Origin of the sequence: Polyangium sp. y55x31, assembly GCF_029946505.1 — a bacterium.
Lineage (GTDB): Bacteria > Myxococcota_A > Polyangia > Polyangiales > Polyangiaceae > Polyangium.
The window spans coordinates 139821-154798 of sequence record NZ_JARZHG010000011.1 but is presented as its reverse complement, the minus strand read 5'-3'; the positions used below and the strand labels follow the sequence as shown (position 1 = coordinate 154798).

The following is a 14978-nucleotide window of genomic DNA, read 5'->3' as shown; positions in this document are numbered from 1 at the left end:
GATGATTCCCCCGTGTCGCAACGCCCGCGGCTCCCGATCCCGGACGATTCCCACGCGTCGCAACGCCCGCGGCTCCCGATCCCGGACAATTCCCACGCGTCGCAACCCTCGCGGATCCCGATCCCGGACGATTCCCACGCATCACAACGCCCGCGGCTCCCGATCCCGGACAATTCCCACGCATCACAACGCCCGCGGATCCCGGTCCCGGCACGTTCCCCTTCCTCGCAACGCCCGCTTCTCCGTGTCGCGGTGCGTTGACGCTTCGCGAAGCCACCTTCTTGGCTAGAGTGTCGCTCGTGCGGCTCCGGATACTCGCCTGCGCGCTCGCTCTCGCCGCGCCGCTCGCCATCCCAACGCTCTTCGGCGCGGGGTGCTCGCTCCCTTCCTCCGATGTAGACGGCGGGGATCTCCTCGGCGTCTTCGATCGCGACGCGTCAGCCGCCGATGCCGCCGCGACCGACGCGGGCGCCAAGGACGCAGGGCGCAAGGATGGCGGGGCCGCGCCGGTCCCCGCGCTGTCGGCCACGGCGGCGGCCAAGCCCGTGACGCGCCCGCCCACCGAAGGGAGCTGCGTCGCGGTCGACGGGCTGCCGGATCGCGACATCAAGCGCACGCTCGGAAGGCCGCCCTGTCCCGGCTCCGAAGTCCTCGAGTGGAAAGACGCCGCAGGCGCGCCGCGTTACGCGTGCGTCATCACGCCAAAGGGCATCGAGACGCGCGCGCCCGTACCGCTGCTCGTCTTCTTCCACGATGCCGGCGACAACCCGCGCAGCGTCGACAAGGAGACCGCGCTGCGCAAGCTCGCCGCGCGCTTCGATCTGACCGGCGACCCGGCGCACGCAGGGTTCATCGTGCTCTCCCCGCAAGGTCGCGCCCTGCACGGCAACCGCGAGGGCGCGATGTTCGACGTCGACTACACCGGCGAGGACAACGTCGATGTCGCCACCACGGATCACTTCGTGTCGGTGCTCACGACACGTGGGCACGTCGATCGCCGGAGGATCTACGCCGTCGGCGCCGGGCACGGAGGGCACATGGCCGCGACGTACGCGATGATGCGCGCCGATCGGGTCGCGGCGTTCGCCACGTACGGCAGTGACGCGCCGCGCGCCGCGTGGTCGTGCCCGGGTCCGCCGCCGCCGGCCTTCGTGATGTACCGCGCGTGTGATCAGATCGCGCCGTGCGCGTCGGTCGAGCGCTGGCTGCGGGCGCGCGACGCGATCGCGGCCGAGACCACGGGGCTTCGGCTCGGCGCGGCGAACGGCGAGGAGCCGTCGTGCGCGATCGACAAGAAGTGCACGAAGATCGTCGGGACCGCGCTCCACCGGCGCTGGCCCAAGGGGCGCGAGGAAGACCTGCTCCGGTTCCTGTCGCGACATACGCTCTCCGTCGCGCCCTGATCCGGGCGCCCGAAGTTTTTCCGGCGCGTCGCTCGGGTGGTACCCTTCGAACGCGATGTCGTCGCGATCGACCCACACCTCCGACCTCGCGCTCGAAACGCTGCTCGACGTCCTCGACGAGGCAGTGCTCGTCTTCGATGAAGGGCTCGTGTGCCGCGCCGCGGGCAGGCGCGCGGCCGCGCTGCTCGGGCTCGATCCGGGGTCGTGCGTGGGGGAAGGTCGCGCGCATCTGCTCGCGCGGCTCACGCACGCCGCGCCCGAGCTCGCAGGGCCCGTCGCGTCGCTCGACGCCGGCGCGCTCTCGCCAACGCGCGTGGAGATCGACCCGCTGGAGATCACGGGGCCGCCGCAGCGCTCGTTCGTGTGGACGAGCGCGCCCATCGTGAAGGGCGGCGTGGTCGTGGGGCGGATCGACGTCGTGCGTGATCAGAGCGCGTCCGCGGCGATGGCGCGCAAGCTCGACGAGGTGTCGCTGGTCGACACGCTGACGGGGCTGTCGAACCGGCGTCGCTTCGAGGAGGAGTGCGAGCGCGAGCATCGGCGCGCGCAACGCGTGTGGGACTCGTACGCCGTGGCGCGCGTCGACGTCGACGGCATGGGCGCGGTGAACGAGGTGCTCGGAAGGGAGAAGGGCGACGCGCTCCTCGCGCTTCTCGGCAAGGCGCTGCGCGCGTCGCGGCGTCAGTACGACGTGGTCGCGCGGTGGGGGAACGACGACTTCGCGTTGCTCTTGCCCTGCGTCGACCATGCCGCCGTGAAGAGCGTGCTCACGCGAGCGGCGGCGCACATGGCGTCCGCGGCGAAAGACGCGGGATACGTGATCACGTTGCGCGTCGGCGTGGCCGTGTGGAGGCCGCCTTCGGCCGACGGCGCTGCGGACGTGCTCGGCCGCGCCGCGGCCGCCCTCGACGCAGCCAAGCGCCGGGAGCCCGGAGCGATCCTCGTCGATCTCGGCGGGACGAACATCAAGAGCGACCTCGAGCACGCCGCGGACGAACCTCCGGAGCGCATCGAATGAGCCCGTAGCGCCGCGCGCCTGTGCCGCGAAGCTGTGGTACGAACTGCGGCATGGGTGGGGGAACGTTCGATGAGCTCTTGGGGGAGCTCGAGGGGCGAGGTGTTCGTCGAGCGAAGATCGGCGGCTTCGACGTCGATGGCGTGCTTCGAGGCAAGTACGTCTCGATGGAGAAGCTGCGCTCGGCGCTCTCCTCGGGGTTCGGGTTCTGCGACGTCGTCTTCGGATGGGACATCGGCGATGTCCTCTACGACAACGCGCGCGTGACCGGCTGGCACACGGGATATCCCGACGCGCACGCCGTGCTGGATCCATCGACGAAGCGGCTCGTGCCGTGGGAGCCCGGCACCGTGGCCATGCTCGCGGACTTCCGCGACGCGGAGGGCAACGCGCATCCGGCGTGTCCACGCTCGGCGCTCCGGCGCGTCATCGCGCACGCGGAGTCGCTCGGGCTTCACGCGAAGCTCTCGGCCGAGTACGAATTCTTTCTGTTCAAAGAGACGCCCGCGTCGCTTCACGAAAAACGGTTCCAGAAGCTCGAGTCGCTCTCGCCGGGGATGTTCGGCTACTCGTGGGTGCGCGAGGGCCAGCACAAGGAGCTGATGGCCGCGATCTTCGACGGCATGCGCGCCTTCGACATCGAGCTCGAAGGGCTGCACACGGAGACGGGGCCCGGCGTGTACGAGGCCGCGATCCGGTACGACGACGCGCTGCGCGCGGCCGACAAGGCGGCGCTCTTCAAGGCCGCGATGAAGCAGATCGCCTACGAGCACGGGCTCAGCGTGACCTTCATGGCGAAGTGGAACGCGAAGCTGCCGGGCTCGTCCGGGCACCTGCACCAGAGCCTCTGGAAGGACGGGGAGAACGTGTTCCAGGGGCCGCCGTCGGAGGGCGGGATCTCGCGGCAGATGCGCCACTACATCGGCGGGCAGCTCGCGTGCATGCGCGAGATGACGGCGCTCGTGTCGCCGACGATCAACTCGTACAAGCGGTACGTGCCCGGCGTGTGGGCGCCGCTCACGGCGACGTGGGGCTTCGAGAACCGCACGGCGGCGCTTCGGATCGTGGGCGCCGGGACGAAGTCCGCGCGCGTCGAGGTGCGGCAAGCGGCGGCCGACATCAACCCGTACATCGCGATGGCCGCGACGCTCGGCGCCGGGATCTACGGCATCGAGAACACCATCGATCCGGGCGCGCCGATCACGGGCGACGCGGGCGAGGGCGGCGAGGGGCGCGAGCGGCTGCCGCGCACGCTGGCCGAGGCGACGGCGCTACTCGCGGAGAGCCAGCGCATGCGGAAGATCCTCGGCGAGGGGTTCGTCGATCACTACGTGCGCACCCGGCAGTGGGAGGTGCGCCAGTACGAGCGCGCCGTCACGGACTGGGAGCTCGCGCGGTATTTCGAGGCGATCTGAGAGGGGGAGGGCGGCGAGCATGGGACCACTGTCGATCTGGAGCTTCCCGACGCGCATCGTGTTCGGGGCAGGGGCAGCGAAGCAGACGGGCGCAGAGGCCGCGCGGCTCGGCAGCAAGCACGCGCTGATCGTGACGGACAAAGGCGTCGTGGGAGCGGGGCTCTTGGCGCCGATCGAGGCGTCGCTGCGCGAGGTGGGGATCGCGTGGACGATCTTCGACGGCGTCCTCGGCAACCCCATCGAGGCGAACGTGCACGACGGCGTGCGCGCGTTCCGAGCGTCGGGCGCGGACCTCGTGATCGCGGTCGGCGGCGGCTCGCCGCTCGACGTGGGCAAGCTCGTGCGCCTCGGCATCCACCACCACCGGCCGCTCGCCGAGTACGACGACGCGATCGGCGGCGATCGGTACATCACGGCGAACGTGCCGCCGATGCTCGCGCTGCCCACGACGGCGGGCACGGGCAGCGAGGTCGGGCGCTCGGGCGTGGTGACGCTCGACGCGAACCATCGGAAAACCGTCATCTTCTCGCCGCACCTGCTCGCGAACGCGGCGCTGCTCGATCCCGAGCTGACGCGGTCGATGCCGGCGTTCCTCACGGCGGCGACGGGCATGGACGCGCTCACGCACTGCCTGGAGGCGTACGTGGCGAAGGGCGATCACCCGATGGCGGACGGCATCGCGCTCGAAGGGATCCGGCACGTCGGGCGCTACCTCGAGCGGGCCGTGAAGAACGGCGACGACCTGGAAGCCCGCGGCGGGATGATGAAGGCGGCGATGATGGGCGCGGTCGCGTTCCAGAAGGGGCTCGGCGCATGCCACTCGCTCGCGCATCCGCTGTCGAGCGAGCACGGGACGCACCACGGCCTCGCGAACGCGCTTTGCCTGCCGGCCGTGTGTGCGTTCAACGCGGAGGTCGTGGGGGCGCGGCTCGCGGAGGTCTCGGTCCTGCTCGGCGGCGAGGCGAGCCCGGCCGGCTGCGTGGAAGCCGTGCGCCGGCTGCGCGAGCGGACGGGTCTGCCGGGGACGCTCACGCAGGCGGGCGTGCCGCGCGCGAACCTCGAGCGCCTCGCCGATCTCGCCTTCCAGGACGCCTGCCACCAGTCGAACCCGCGGCCCTGCACCCGGGACGACCTCCGCGCGCTCTACGAGGCCTGTTTCTGAGCCTTTGACCCGCATCCCTCAGGTGTGACGCGAGGGATTTTTCGTTCGCCGCGTCCCTCGCGTCGCACCTCGACGATGCTGCACAACCTTCCGAAATCGCAGGCCGATTCGCCGGGGTTTCACCCCGGGCCCGACCAGGGGTTGTTCACCCCTGGACCCGAACCAGCGCAAGCGCTGGACCCAGGGTGCATCGACCGCGATGCGGTCGATGCAGGGGAAGCGAGGATACGGTTCGCCAGGGGTTGCGCGTCTTGCGTCCCTAGCGATTCTTCCCGGAATGCGTTAGGAGTCGGGGGCGATGGTAGCCACGGCCCCGGATCGCATCGGATCGTCGAAGCCGGCCACCTGCCGGATGTTCGAGACCCCGCTCATCGAGCGGTTTTCCCGCATCCACCCCGCGACGCCGTTCGTATTCTGGATCCCGGTCTACAGCTACCTCGCGTTCCGTGCTTACGAGAACGGCGTCGGGCTCGTGACCGGTTTGTCGCTCGGCTTGCTCGGCCTGTTCGCGTGGACGTTCGCCGAGTACGTGCTGCACCGCTGGGTCTTCCACTACGTGGGGCCACGGCTCTGGCAACGCCGGGTGCATTTCGTCCTGCACGGCGTCCACCACGACTTCCCCCAGGACGCAGATCGCCTCGTGTTTCCGCTCGGGGCGAGCATCCCGCTCGGCGTGGTGTTCTACCTGCTGTTCCGCGCGCTCGTCGGCCCGGTGCTCGTGGATCCGCTCTTCGCGGGCTTCGGGTTCGGCTACCTCGCGTACGACGGGACGCACTACGCGATCCACCACTTCCGGATGAGCTCGCGCTGGGGCAAGTGGATCAAGCGCCACCACATGATCCACCACCACACCGGCACCCCCGCGCGCTGGGGTGTGTCCTCGCCGCTCTGGGACTACGTGTTCCGGACGATGAACTGATCGTCGCGCCGCCGGCTGGAACGGGCCCTGCTGGAAGGCCCGTCATGAGCCGAAGAGGTGGGCGAACCGTGCGCGACAACCTCGGCGCGCGGGAAGAACGGACAGCACATCGGCCGGAAGGGGAGCTCGATGAGATCGAGGAGCTCATCTACCGGGCGCGGAAGCTGCGTCGACGCGGCGACACGCGGGGCGCAATCGTGCTGCTCAGGCAGGCCTGCTCGCACGACGAGTGGCGCGCGCGGACGTTCACGCTGCTCGGAGCGCTCCTGTCGGAGGTAGGTCGCCACGACGAAGCCGCGGCGGCGTTGGCGCACGCGCGCTGGCTCAGGCAGAGGGCCGGCGAGGGGCCACGCGCAGAGGTGACGGCGCGGCTGCTCGAAGCAGAGCTTCGGTCCTGTTAGGACGCGGCACGTACGGGGCGCAAGGCGCCGACGTGGAAGGTGCGCAAGGTGTTACGGCCGCAGAAGGGGCAAGCCCACCCGATGTCGAAGCGCTCGCCCGAGGCCCCGATGCTATGCGCAGGCGCGACCTCCCGCGCTCGCCCCCGCGACGCCATCCCAGAGACGACGTGACGTTTTTCGTCGAGCGTCGCAGTCAGAATCGCCTGGCACTCGCATCGGCTCTGCACGCTGAACTGGCTCATGGATCTCCCACATGGGCGAGCCGCCCAGGACGTGTGGGCTCCCGGCTCGGCCGCTGATTCGCTCGCGGCGCTTATAAAGCGTGGAGTGATCAGGCTCAAGAGGGATACGCTCGGCCCTGAAGTCGATCGCTTCTCGGGAGGGTCGGGAATATGGGGGCGCGTGACGGGTTCCGAGCGACGATGATCGAGACAAAAACGGACGTCGAGGCGAAGGGCCGCCGAATCCTGGTGGCAAGAGACCCACGCCTGTCGACGTGTGATGCGCTCGTCCAGGGGCTCGAGCCACTGATCGAGGATGTCGAGCTGGTCGAAGCATACTCCGTGGAGGCAGCGCGCTCCTGGGCAAAGGGCAAACCCTTCGATCTCTGTCTCGTCTGTCTAGATCTGCCGCCCGCGCCACGCGGCGCAGCCAAACTCGCCAAGGAGCTCTGCGCACGGAACCAGCGTGTCGTCCTGATCACGCGGAGCCTGCGATGGCTCCCGGCAGAAGACCTGGAGCTGCGCGCACTCCCCTGGATCGTGCCCGAGGCAGACGCGACGAGCGTACTCGCATTCCTCCAGAAGGAGGCAACACCCGTCGCCTCGCAATCACGCGCACGCGCAAAGACGCTTCCGCCGATAACGGCGCGCGAGCGGCCCGCAGCAAACGAGAGCTAGAGCGTCTCGAAGCGTTTCGCTGGGGCTTTGCCCCAGGCCCCACCAGGGGTTGTCCACCCCTGGACCCGGACCAGCGCAAGCGCTGGACTCGGGGTCGATGAACTGCGCGGTGCGCAGTTCATCGAACGGCCAGGGTCAAGACCACCCACGACCTTGCCAACCAAGGCAGCAGCACTGACGGCTCGACCGGCAACGCCCGCCGCCACGTGAGACAAACCTTCGTGGTCTTGCCACCGGCCCGCTGGAAAAACTGCGCACCGCGCAGTTTTTCCACCCTCGGTCCAGGCCGTGCCTGGTCCGGGTCGAGGGGCGGACAGCCCCCGCGGGGTCCGGGGCAGCGCCCCGGCTCCACGGTGCAGCTAAGCTTCGCTAATCCGCGCCGACGGGCAAGAGCTCGATCGACTGGATCGTGGCTGAGCCTGGTCCTTCGAGACCGATCACGAGCTCGGTGTCTTCCTTCCCGTTCAGGTCGAGACTGCGCCCGCCTTCGAGCGAGAGGGTGCGGATGCGCGCGCGTTCGCCTGCGGGCGTCTTGAGGGCGAGGTAGAGGTGGCCTTTGGGTTGGCCGAGGACGAGCTTGTCGCCGTCGCCTGACTCGCAGAGGAACGAGGCCTTGCCTGCGAGGGGCTTCTTCTTGTTCACGGTGCAGTTCGACACGAGGTTTGCCTCGTTCGTGGACTCGGCGCGGGCTGCGGCGATCACGGCGTTTTGACGCACGAGCTCGACGTCGTCGAACTCGACGCTGCCTGCGCCGCGTGCGCCGATGCCCACGTAAAACCCGCTCGATCCGGGCGTGGCCGTGAGCGTCGTGCTCTCCGTCCCGGTGCCGGCGGCGACGCGGAATACGATCGTGCTCTCGACGGCGTCGGGATCCTCGAGCGAACGCAGCGCCACGTGGAGATCGCCTGCTTGCGCTGCGCGGTACTTGAAGCGGATGGTGAGGTCCTCGCCGGCTGGGATCAGCGGAGACGTCGACGGCGTGTACGAGCCGAAGATACGCACGCGCATGCGACCGCCCGTGCCGCGAAGCTCCTCGGCGGCGGCGCGGAGTGCGTCGTGTGTGCCTGCGGTCGTCGACGTGATCGTGACGTTGCCGCCGGACGGAGCGAAGGTGAGGCCTGCGCCCTCGATTCGCGCGAGTGCCTCGCCGCGCACCGTCTTCTTCGCGGGTTTGCCCACGGTGGGTGCTGCGCCGTCGGGGCTCGGCACTGCGATCGTCCCGTCGAGCTTGACGGCGATCTTCGTGACGCCTTCGCGGAAGCGAGCGACGTCATCTGCGTTCAGGAACTTGCGTGCGTCCCAGAGATCGATGAGCTCCTTCATCAGCCCTGCGAGGCGCTGATCCTCGGCGGTGTGATCTGCGGGCTTCGTCTTGCAGGCGTTGTACGACTCGCAGAGCCCGACGCGACGCTCCTTGAGCTTTGCGGCGAGATCGGCGGCGGCGCGGATGGCCTCGATGCGTTGCTCGGCGCCGCGGCTCGCGCCTGCGAGCTTGAGGGAGCTCGAGACGTCGAAGGAGCCGAAGTCGTCGGCGATCTCGGTGCAGCTCTCGCGAGGGATCGTCCCGATCGGATCGGGACAGTCGATCTCGGGGCTCGGCGCCGGCGTGCTGCCGGTCGGCACGCGAGGACCGCCGCAGCTCGCGGTCGCGAGGGCGAGGGAGGGGACGAACAGCGCTGCCGCGAGAAAACGAGGACGAGCGGGAAGCACGGAGAGCGAAGGTAATACAGGTCGGAACGATGCGGGGGATCGTCGTCGGCCAGGGCGGAAACCTCACGGACGCACAGGGTCTTGCCAAGCTCCCCGGAATTGGCTAGACATGCGTTCGCAGTTCGCGGGACTAGCTCAGTTGGTAGAGCATCAGCTTCCCAAGCTGAGGGTCGCGAGTTCGAGCCTCGTGTCCCGCTCCGAAGTAGAAGTCGCGGTGTTCCGGGAAAACACCGCGCAAGCAGAGTAAGGTGGCGGCTTCGGCCGCCACACTGCTTTTGTCCGCCTGAGCGTCGCGAGCGGCTCGATGCGAAGAGCACGGGTCGAGCATCCAAGCGTCAGTCCGCTGTCGCGGAGCGGGGGCGCGCAGGATGCACCAGGGACAGAGGGTGGCGTGGAACGCCGCCTTGATGATCGCGAAGCAGGCCATCATGGCCGTCCTGAGCGTCGTCTACGTGGGCTACCTGGCGCGTCGGCTGGGCGTGGCCGCGTGGGGGGAGCTGCAGGCGTCGCTGGCGATCACCTCGATGGCCGCTGTGGTCGCCGGCCTCGGCGTGCGCGGCTATCTCGCGCGCGAGATCGCGGTGACGCCCGAGCTCGGGCCGAGGCACCTGGGCTCGGCGCTCATCGTGCGCGGCGCGATGGGCGCGACGACGCTGCTCTGCGCGACGCTCTTCACCGTGGCGACGCGCTCGGGGGACGGCGCGACGCTCGTCGTGATCGCGGCCGCGTCGCAGCTCGCCACGATCCTCTACACGACGATGTGGCTGAGCTTCGAGGCGCACGAGCGCTTCCAGTACATCCTGTACGTCGAGCTCGGCGCGCGTCTGTTCGTGATCGCGCTGTCGGTCGCGCTCGTGGCGTCGGGGCTCGGCGTGCTCGCGGCGGCAGGCGCGCTCGCGCTCGGCAACGCGATCGAGCTCGCGCTCACGTACCACTTCCTGCGGACGCGGCTCTATCAGCCGCGGCTCGAGGTGGGGATGCGCGAGCTCTTGGCCATCGCGAAGAAGAGCATCCCGCTCGGGCTCATCGGCGCGTTGCTCGGCGTGATCCGGCAGGCCGATCGCGTGATCCTGCGCTGGCTCGACGGCGAGGCGGCGGTCGGTGTGTTCAGCGCGGCGTGGGTGCTCGTCGAGCAGCTCGAGCTGATCTCGGATCTCGTGCTCGGCGCCGCGTTCGCGGCGGGGATGCGGCTCTACGCGCAGGATCAGCCCGGCTTCGTGAAGCTCTTCCGCACGGCGATCGTGGTGGCGACGGCGCTCGGGCTTCCGCTCGCGGCGGGCGTGAGCATCGTCGCGCCGGACGTGGTCGCGCTCGTGTACAAGGGGCGCGACTTCGCGGGGACGTCGGACGTGCTCCGGGTGCTCGCGTGGCACGTGCCGGCGACGTTCGCGTTCCAGGTGGCGGCGCTGCCGCTGCTCGCTTCGAAGCGCGAGCGAAAGCTCGGCGCGGTGCTCGCGCCGACGCTCGCGGCGAACGTGGCGCTCGACATGTGGCTCGTGCCGCGGCACGGCGCGCTCGGGGCCGCGTTCGCGGCGCTCGTGGCCTCCCTGGGCATGCTCGTCGCGACGGGGATCCTCGCGATGCCGTACGTGCGCGAAGCGCCGATCGGGCGGCTCGGCAGGGCCACGCTCGCGACGGTGATCATGACGTTCGTCGCGCTCCTCGCGCTGAAGACGGTGGGGCTCTGGGCCGCCGTGATCGCAGGCGCGATCACGCACGCCGCGCTGCTGCTCGCGCTGCGCGTGGTGACGATCGCGGAGGTCCGCGCGCTCGCGCGGCGCAAGCCTGACAAGAGCCGCGAAGCCGCAGTCACGTGAGACGAGGAGGCACGGACGGACCACGTTCGTTCGCGCGGAACACGCGCGCTTCGCATGCGTGATGCGCTCCGCGGACGGCGCGCGCATCAGCACGAACATCGCGCGCCGTCCCGCTTCATCACACGCGCGTGGTTCGCGCAAGCAAGCCTACGAATGCGGCTGGCGAGCGAGGGAGCTTGCGCCATGATGCTCTCGTGGCGGAGGGGGGTGAGTTCAAGGTGCGACCAAGGCGGAGGCGCGATCGCGGTCCGAGCCGAGCGCGCACGCTGGACAGGCGATCGCGCCCGGCGACGTCGACCTCGGCGAGGTGGCCCTTCCCCGTGCCTTCACCTGGTTCGCGCGGGAGCTTGCCGGAGCGGCTGCCGATGGGCGCCGGGGGCTACGAGCTCGTCGAGCCGCTCGGCAGCGGCGGGATGGCGGAGGTGTTCCTCGCGCGGCGTCGAGGGCTCTACGCCATCGAGCACACGGTGGTGGTGAAGCGGCTGCGCGACGAGTTCCGCGCCGCGCCGGCGGTGGTGAAGATGTTCGCGTGGGAGGCGTGGATCTCGGCGCGCCTCTGCCACCCGAACATCGTGCGGTTCTACGACTTCGTGTCGCACCGCGGGCGTGATCATCTGGTGCTCGAGCACGTGCGTGGCCCCGACCTCGCGACGCTCGGACGCGCGCTCGGGGCGAGTGGTCGTTCGTTTTCGTTCCGCGCGGTGATCGAGGTCGGCGCCGCGGCCGCGCGCGCGCTCGCGCACGCCCACGCGCTCGAGGACGACGACGGTGTTCCGATCGGCCTCGTTCATCGCGACGTGAGCCCGCAGAACATCCTCGTGTCCGTCGACGGCGAGATCAAACTGATCGATTTCGGCGTGGCGAAGACGACGAGCGCGCACGTGCCGCGCGACACGGCGCCGGGGCTGGTGAAGGGGAAAATGGGGTACATCGCGCCGGAACATCTGCGCGGGCAGCCGCTCGACGCGCGCAGCGACGTGTACGCGCTCGGCGTGGTGCTCTTCGAGATGCTGACGGGGCGGCCGCTCTTCCGGCGCGGCGCGGACGTGGAGATGATCCGGCAAGCGCTCGACGCGGACATCCCGCCGCTCGCGGCGCTTCGATCGGACTGCCCGCCCGCGCTCGAAGCGGTGGTCGGGCGCGCGCTGGCGCAGGATCCGCGGGATCGGTTCGAGAGCGCGGCCGCGATGGAGCAGGCGCTCCGCGCCGTCGGCGCCGAGCTCTCGGTCGAGGGTGGGCCGGCAGCGCTGGCCGAGCTCGCGGAGCTCGCGCGGGAGGTGTACGAGGTCGAGCACGCGGGCGCGCCGGACACGTGGCCGGAGCCGAAGTCGTGGCGGCAGCCGACGTCGCCCGCGAGGTCGGCGCCGGTGGAGAGTCCCGCCGCGGAGGACACGCGGCCCGAAGGGTTCCGCGCGCGGGCGCTTCCGCGCGAGGGCGCCGAGAGCCTCGCGGAGACGAGCGCGCAGTGCGAGACGACGCGGCCCGAGGTGGCTTTGCCGATCGACGAGGCCGCGACGATCATCGCGGCGCCGCCGCTGCTTCGGCACCGCCTCTCGTCGCCGCACGTCGTGCCGCTCGTGGTCGCGTTCGTGATGGGCCTGCTCGTCGCGGCGGCCGCGCGCGGCAGCACGCTGTCCGAGGGGATCGGCCCGGCGCGCGACGTGTCCGCGGGATCCAAGGCGACGCGGTAGAAACTTCGTGCTCCAAAGAATGAAAACGCGCCCCGCGGGACTCCTCCCGCCGCGGGGCGCGCCTCCGAGCCACGTCCTGTGCGGGCGCGGCTCTAGGCGGTGCGACGACTCGTGGCGATGTTGTAGATCGCGAGGATCAGGATCGCGCCGATGATCGACATGATGAAGCCGCCGGTCGACTGGTACGTCGGGTAGATCCCGAGCACGCGTCCGAGGAAGCCGCCGAGGAGCGCGCCGGCGATGCCGAGCAGCACCGTGATGATGAACCCTCCGGGCTCACGACCCGGCGTCAGGAGCTTCGCGATGACGCCAACGACGAGACCGAACAGAATCCAGAGCAGAATCGACATGCTCTCCTACCTCCCTCTCGCGCGGCACGCGCGGCGCACTCGTCGTGCCGCGCAGGCGGGGTTACGCCGCGAGGACGTCCGCCCGCATTCACCCGATGCAGTCTGCGTGCCGGGCAGAGCGTGCACGCCGCCGGAGCAAGACGAATCTCAGGGTTTTTCCGGGTCAGCCGCGATCTCCAAGGGCGCCTGATCGCAAGGGGGCGTGCTCTCGGTCCCGCACGCTGGCGCGTCGCCCGGGCTCGTCGGTCCGCCGTGTCCAGGGCCGTAGCCGTGCGAGGAGCCGTAACCTTGATCGATCTCCTCACCACGCGGGGGCGCGCGGCGCGACGCGCCTCGTCGCTTGGCATGCGCGCGCATCGAGATCTCGTGCGCGCCCGCGGGCAACGTGCCGGCGACGAGCTCCGTGCCGCACGCGCATCGCGGCGCGGCCGTCGCGCCCTCCGCGGCGACGACGAGAAACACTCGGCTGCACTCGGGGCAGCGGAACACGTGCCCCACCGTGGGGCTCGGCGGAGCCTCGACGTGGGATCGAGGCGCGGTTCGTCCGGGGGCTTTGCCCTCCGAGGTCGGGTTCGATGGGCGTGTCGTGCTGGTCATGACGCCGGCAGGTTCAGCACGTCCGGTGCCACCGGCCCTCGTGCGTCCCGATCACGGCCGCTCCGTCCGCGCGTGACGCGCGCGAGCGCCCTCGTCAACGCGCGCGTGTGATACGCGCGGACGCAGCGAGGCGCGTCTCTTGTGCCCGTACGGGCACCCGCTCCTCCGTCACCTGCTCCAGCCGCGCGAGGAAGCCCGCAGCCCACGCTTCCACGGAGAGCCGGGAGACCCTGGCCTTCAGCGCGATCATCCGCGAGACGTCGGTCGCCGTCTCCGGTGCGAGCGCCACGTTCTCGATCGCCGACGCGAGGCCCTCTTCGTCGTAGGGGTTGACGAGGTGCGCCTCGGCCAGGACGTCGGCCGCGCCCGCGGTCGTGCTCAGCAAGAGCCGACCGTTCGGCTTCGGCCGCGTCGCGACGTACTCGAAGGCGACGAGGTTCATCCCGTCGCGCTTCGGCGTGACGATCGCGGCGTCGGCCGCGAGGTAATACGCGGCGAGCTCGGCCGAGTCGAAGGTCCGCGCGAGGAGGTGCACCGGCTTTCGGCGCAGCCCGCCGAAGCGTCCCTGGATGCGCCCGACCGTGGCCTCGATCTGCTGCCGGAGCTCGCGATACGCCGGCACCGTCTCGCGGCTCGGTACGCCGATCTGCACGAGCGTCACGCGCTCGCGAGCCTCGGAGCTTCGTTCGAGGAGCCGCTCGAAGGCCTCCAGCCGCTCGACGATGCCCTTCGCGTAGTCCATGCGATCGACCGAAAGAAGCACGCGACCGCCGCCGAGATCGGAGGTAATGCGCGCGGCCTCCGCGACCACGTTCTCGTCGCGCCCGAGCGAGGCCCAGCCCTCGACGTCGACGCCGATCGGCCACGCTTCGATCCGCGCCTCGCGCTCGCTGCGCGGGACGACGATGCTTCCGCCGTCGTTCACGTATGCGACGCCGAGCTCGTCGAGCGCATCGCGAAAGGCGCGCGCGTACCGCGGCACGTGGAGGCCCACGAGATCCGCGCCGAGCAGCCCCTCGACGAGCTCGGAGGCCCAGGGCAGGACCCGCAAGCTCTCGCCGGCGGGCCAGGGGATGTGCCAGAAGAAGCCGATCGTGAGGTCGGGCCTGCGCGCCCGGAGCAGGGCAGGGACGAGCGCGAGCTGGTAGTCGTGGACCCAGACGACGGCGCCCGCAGGCGCGTGCTCGGCGGCGGCGTCCGCGGCGGCGCGACACACCTCGAAGTAGGCGCGCGCATGCTCGGCGCGGAAACGGCACACCTCGACGAAGCCGTGCGAGAGCGGCCAGAGCGCGCCGTTCGAGGCCCCTGCATACCAGGCCGAGCGGATCTCCGAGGGGAGGGAGAGGGCACGCACGCGGAAGGGCAGCTCGCTCGCGTCGCAAGCGTCCCGGTCCGCGCCCGTCGCGATCCAGGTTCCGCGCGACCTGCGCATGAGCGGCAGAAGCGCGGAGATGAGGCCGCCCGGCGCGCGAACGATGCCGCTCGCCGTACTCACGAACGGCGCGCGCGCGCTCACGATGACCAGGCGGGGGGAGCGGGTTTTCATGGGATCCGCCCATGCGAAAGCAATGCCGTCACGGGCGGTCTCGCGGATTTGAT

The 14978-nt window shown here is 70.4% G+C and carries 13 protein-coding genes and 1 tRNA gene; 10 read left to right on the top strand and 4 right to left on the bottom strand.

Annotation, left to right across the window (positions count from 1 at the left end; all coding sequences use genetic code 11):
* The first annotated feature begins 299 nt into the window (after positions 1-299).
* From QHF84_RS21000 to QHF84_RS20970, 7 genes are all read left to right on the top strand, one after another.
* Complete coding sequence (locus tag QHF84_RS21000; protein WP_281315126.1) at positions 300-1403, top strand: hypothetical protein; 1104 nt, start codon at positions 300-302, stop codon at positions 1401-1403.
* A 55-nt stretch (positions 1404-1458) separates the two neighbouring features.
* A complete protein-coding gene (locus QHF84_RS20995; RefSeq protein WP_281315125.1) occupies positions 1459-2421 on the top strand; it encodes a GGDEF domain-containing protein in 963 nt (320 codons plus the stop codon).
* Between the two features lie 50 nt (positions 2422-2471).
* Entirely contained in the window at positions 2472-3833 is a 1362-nt protein-coding gene (locus tag QHF84_RS20990; protein WP_281315124.1) for a glutamine synthetase, read from the top strand.
* Positions 3834-3852: 19 nt separating this feature from the next.
* Positions 3853-4995: an iron-containing alcohol dehydrogenase gene (locus QHF84_RS20985; protein WP_281315123.1), complete on the top strand. Its 1143-nt coding sequence runs from the start codon at positions 3853-3855 to the stop codon at positions 4993-4995.
* Positions 4996-5293: 298 nt separating this feature from the next.
* Positions 5294-5914, top strand: coding sequence for a sterol desaturase family protein (locus tag QHF84_RS20980; protein WP_281315122.1), 621 nt, complete (start codon positions 5294-5296; stop codon positions 5912-5914).
* Between the two features lie 44 nt (positions 5915-5958).
* Entirely contained in the window at positions 5959-6315 is a 357-nt protein-coding gene (locus QHF84_RS20975) for a hypothetical protein (protein WP_281315121.1), read from the top strand.
* Between the two features lie 422 nt (positions 6316-6737).
* Positions 6738-7214, top strand: coding sequence for a hypothetical protein (locus tag QHF84_RS20970; RefSeq protein WP_281315120.1), 477 nt, complete (start codon positions 6738-6740; stop codon positions 7212-7214).
* Positions 7215-7583: 369 nt separating this feature from the next.
* Here QHF84_RS20970 and QHF84_RS20965 read toward each other — a convergent pair whose 3' ends face one another.
* A complete protein-coding gene (locus QHF84_RS20965) occupies positions 7584-8924 on the bottom strand; it encodes a hypothetical protein (RefSeq protein WP_281315119.1) in 1341 nt (446 codons plus the stop codon).
* Between the two features lie 124 nt (positions 8925-9048).
* Here QHF84_RS20965 and QHF84_RS20960 point away from each other — a divergent pair.
* The 3 genes from QHF84_RS20960 (at position 9049) to QHF84_RS20950 (ending at position 12432) form a co-directional block, all read left to right on the top strand.
* Positions 9049-9121, top strand: a tRNA-Gly gene (locus QHF84_RS20960).
* A gap of 210 nt (positions 9122-9331) precedes the next feature.
* Entirely contained in the window at positions 9332-10741 is a 1410-nt protein-coding gene (locus tag QHF84_RS20955) for an oligosaccharide flippase family protein (RefSeq protein WP_281315118.1), read from the top strand.
* Positions 10742-11061: 320 nt separating this feature from the next.
* A complete protein-coding gene (locus tag QHF84_RS20950; protein WP_281315117.1) occupies positions 11062-12432 on the top strand; it encodes a serine/threonine-protein kinase in 1371 nt (456 codons plus the stop codon).
* Positions 12433-12524: 92 nt separating this feature from the next.
* Here QHF84_RS20950 and QHF84_RS20945 read toward each other — a convergent pair whose 3' ends face one another.
* From QHF84_RS20945 to QHF84_RS20935, 3 genes are all read right to left on the bottom strand, one after another.
* Positions 12525-12782 (bottom strand): GlsB/YeaQ/YmgE family stress response membrane protein, encoded by a 258-nt coding sequence (locus QHF84_RS20945; protein ID WP_281315116.1) that lies wholly within the window; start codon positions 12780-12782, stop codon positions 12525-12527.
* A 147-nt stretch (positions 12783-12929) separates the two neighbouring features.
* Positions 12930-13379 (bottom strand): hypothetical protein, encoded by a 450-nt coding sequence (locus QHF84_RS20940; RefSeq protein ID WP_281315115.1) that lies wholly within the window; start codon positions 13377-13379, stop codon positions 12930-12932.
* 94 nt (positions 13380-13473) lie between these two features.
* On the bottom strand, positions 13474-14925 hold the full coding sequence (locus tag QHF84_RS20935; protein ID WP_281315114.1) for a trehalose-6-phosphate synthase: 1452 nt from the start codon (positions 14923-14925) through the stop codon (positions 13474-13476).
* Between the last annotated feature and the right edge of the window lie 53 nt (positions 14926-14978).

Excerpts from the sequence above, each read along its gene's own strand:
- QHF84_RS20945 (WP_281315116.1), bottom strand. The coding sequence starts at position 12,782 with ATGTCGATTCTGCTCTGGATTCTGTTCGGTCTCGTCGTTGGCGTCATC.
- QHF84_RS20955 (WP_281315118.1), top strand. The coding sequence starts at position 9,332 with ATGATCGCGAAGCAGGCCATCATGGCCGTCCTGAGCGTCGTCTACGTG.
- QHF84_RS20935 (WP_281315114.1), bottom strand. The coding sequence starts at position 14,925 with ATGAAAACCCGCTCCCCCCGCCTGGTCATCGTGAGCGCGCGCGCGCCG.
- QHF84_RS20980 (WP_281315122.1), top strand. The coding sequence starts at position 5,294 with ATGGTAGCCACGGCCCCGGATCGCATCGGATCGTCGAAGCCGGCCACC.
- QHF84_RS20940 (WP_281315115.1), bottom strand. The coding sequence starts at position 13,379 with ATGACCAGCACGACACGCCCATCGAACCCGACCTCGGAGGGCAAAGCC.
- QHF84_RS20985 (WP_281315123.1), top strand. The coding sequence starts at position 3,853 with ATGGGACCACTGTCGATCTGGAGCTTCCCGACGCGCATCGTGTTCGGG.
- QHF84_RS20995 (WP_281315125.1), top strand. The coding sequence starts at position 1,459 with ATGTCGTCGCGATCGACCCACACCTCCGACCTCGCGCTCGAAACGCTG.
- QHF84_RS20990 (WP_281315124.1), top strand. The coding sequence starts at position 2,472 with ATGGGTGGGGGAACGTTCGATGAGCTCTTGGGGGAGCTCGAGGGGCGA.
- QHF84_RS20975 (WP_281315121.1), top strand. The coding sequence starts at position 5,959 with ATGAGCCGAAGAGGTGGGCGAACCGTGCGCGACAACCTCGGCGCGCGG.
- QHF84_RS20970 (WP_281315120.1), top strand. The coding sequence starts at position 6,738 with ATGATCGAGACAAAAACGGACGTCGAGGCGAAGGGCCGCCGAATCCTG.